General features: G+C 54.6%; 1 protein-coding gene and 2 pseudogenes. All 3 read right to left on the reverse strand.

What is annotated here, in order from left to right; translation table 11 throughout:
- Nucleotides 1–541 (reverse strand): annotated as a pseudogene (locus ACTHUE_RS18115) (RsmB/NOP family class I SAM-dependent RNA methyltransferase); the annotation flags it as partial.
- 35 nt (nucleotides 542–576) lie between these two features.
- The gene (locus ACTHUE_RS18120) at nucleotides 577–1,446 is read right to left on the reverse strand and encodes a DUF1853 family protein (RefSeq protein WP_070461467.1); all 870 of its coding nucleotides are present in this window, start codon (nucleotides 1,444–1,446) and stop codon (nucleotides 577–579) included.
- 39 nt (nucleotides 1,447–1,485) lie between these two features.
- A pseudogene (locus tag ACTHUE_RS18125) lies at nucleotides 1,486–1,667 on the reverse strand (RNA methyltransferase); the annotation flags it as partial.

The raw sequence follows: 1,667 nt of genomic DNA on the forward strand, positions 1-1,667 counted from the left end.
AAGGCGTGGCTTCTGCATCGGCACTTTCGGCTTGCAACAATGGCAGCACTTTATCGCGTTTGCCTTTCAAGGTATTGACGCGGATGTCGAGCGGGGCAGGTTGGTTGATGCTGCGGCCGAAGGCGAGAATTTCTTCTTCGCTCCAATGCTGTTGCAGCTGTTCCACCAGCCATTGCGGCAATTCTGCGGCGGTATTCAGGCCGTCTGAGAACTCGGTTTTGCGGGCTTTCAAATTGCCGAGGAACTCTGTTTCTTCTTCATCAAGCAGGTCTTTGATTTGGCTGATGTTGGTACTTCTGCCGAGAACCAGCGCGGCGAGTGCGGCTTTGCGCGGCTGCGCGTGCGGACGGCGCAGGGCGGTACTGATTTTTTGATAGTGGCGCAGTGCGGCAAAGGCGGTTTCGGCGATTTCGTGGCGGTCTTGGCGGCCGAGCTTTTTGTGTTCGCGGAAGTAGGCGGAGAGGACGGCATCGGCAGGCTGTTTGAAAGTCAGCATTTCAGCCAAAACTTTGGCGGTATGGTCGAGTTGTGCGGCGTTCATAATGTAATGGGTTCTCTTAAAGTGGGTAAATGGTTTCAGACGGCCTTCATAATGCGTTCGATTTCGTGCCAAAAGCCGTCCGGCCGTAATTCCAAAACGGCAATCAAGCCTTGGTCGATACGGCGGATTTCGGTTGCGTTTAATGTTTCGGTTTCGGCGACACGCGCAGGTGCAAGATAGGCCATGCGGTCGAGCAAGTGATAACGCGCTTCTTGGCGTTCAAACCCGTATTCCGCCCAATCTTGAATATAGATGCCGCGCCAGCCGTATGGATTAAGTGGCGGCTCAAAAGCATGGAAACCGTGTGGAAAAAAGCCGATGCCGCGCACGATGGAAGCAGGAAGCAGATTTTCCGGCAGGCCTTGTGCGGTTAAGGTTGCTTTGCCTTGCGGCGTATGCAGCAGCTGGGATTGCTGCACCAGTTTGGTGGCTTTGTCCGTCAGCATGTCTTTAGGATTGAGGCCGCGCAGGTTTTGCGCTTGGTCTCCGCCGTAGTATTTACACGCCAGCTCGATATGGTAGGGCTGTTGGTTGAGGGAAACGACGAAATCCGCAGCGCCTAAGGTTTGGCCGTCTGAAAAAACGGGCAGATTGTATGCGTGCAGTTTGGCGTGCGGCGCGTTGGCAAACCAAAAAGTCAACAGCTCTTCAGCATAAATGCCGAGACGATGACCAAACGGGGCGCGTTGGGCGAGGTAATCCATCAGCGGTGCGGGATCGGCGTCCAATGCCAAAAGGTAGCGGAAACCGTGTTCCCCCAATAGTTCGCGTACGCTCAATTCGCAACCGTTTTGCCACAAAGGGGGCGCAGTCAGCAGCGAGGCGAGGTCGCGGACGGGTTGGCTGGTGAGCTTCCACCATAATGCGTCTAGGGCGTAATTCATGCTTATCCGAATATCAGTCATGCCGTCTGAAAGGCTGGAAATGTTTTCAGACGGCCTTAATCAGTCTTTTTTATGGATACGGTGGCTGACGGTATTGAAAAAACCGCGCAGGATATCGATGTCTTCGGTTTGCGTGTTGGCGCGTCCGAACAGGCTCTGCATACGGCGCATCAGGCGCTCGCCGTTGCGGCGGTTGAAAAAGCCGATGTCGTTCATCACGCTTTCCATGTGGGCGACCATGC

This window comes from Neisseria sp. P0021.S005, assembly GCF_051956955.1.

Excerpts from the sequence above, each read along its gene's own strand:
- ACTHUE_RS18120 (WP_070461467.1), bottom strand. The coding sequence starts at position 1,446 with ATGACTGATATTCGGATAAGCATGAATTACGCCCTAGACGCATTATGG.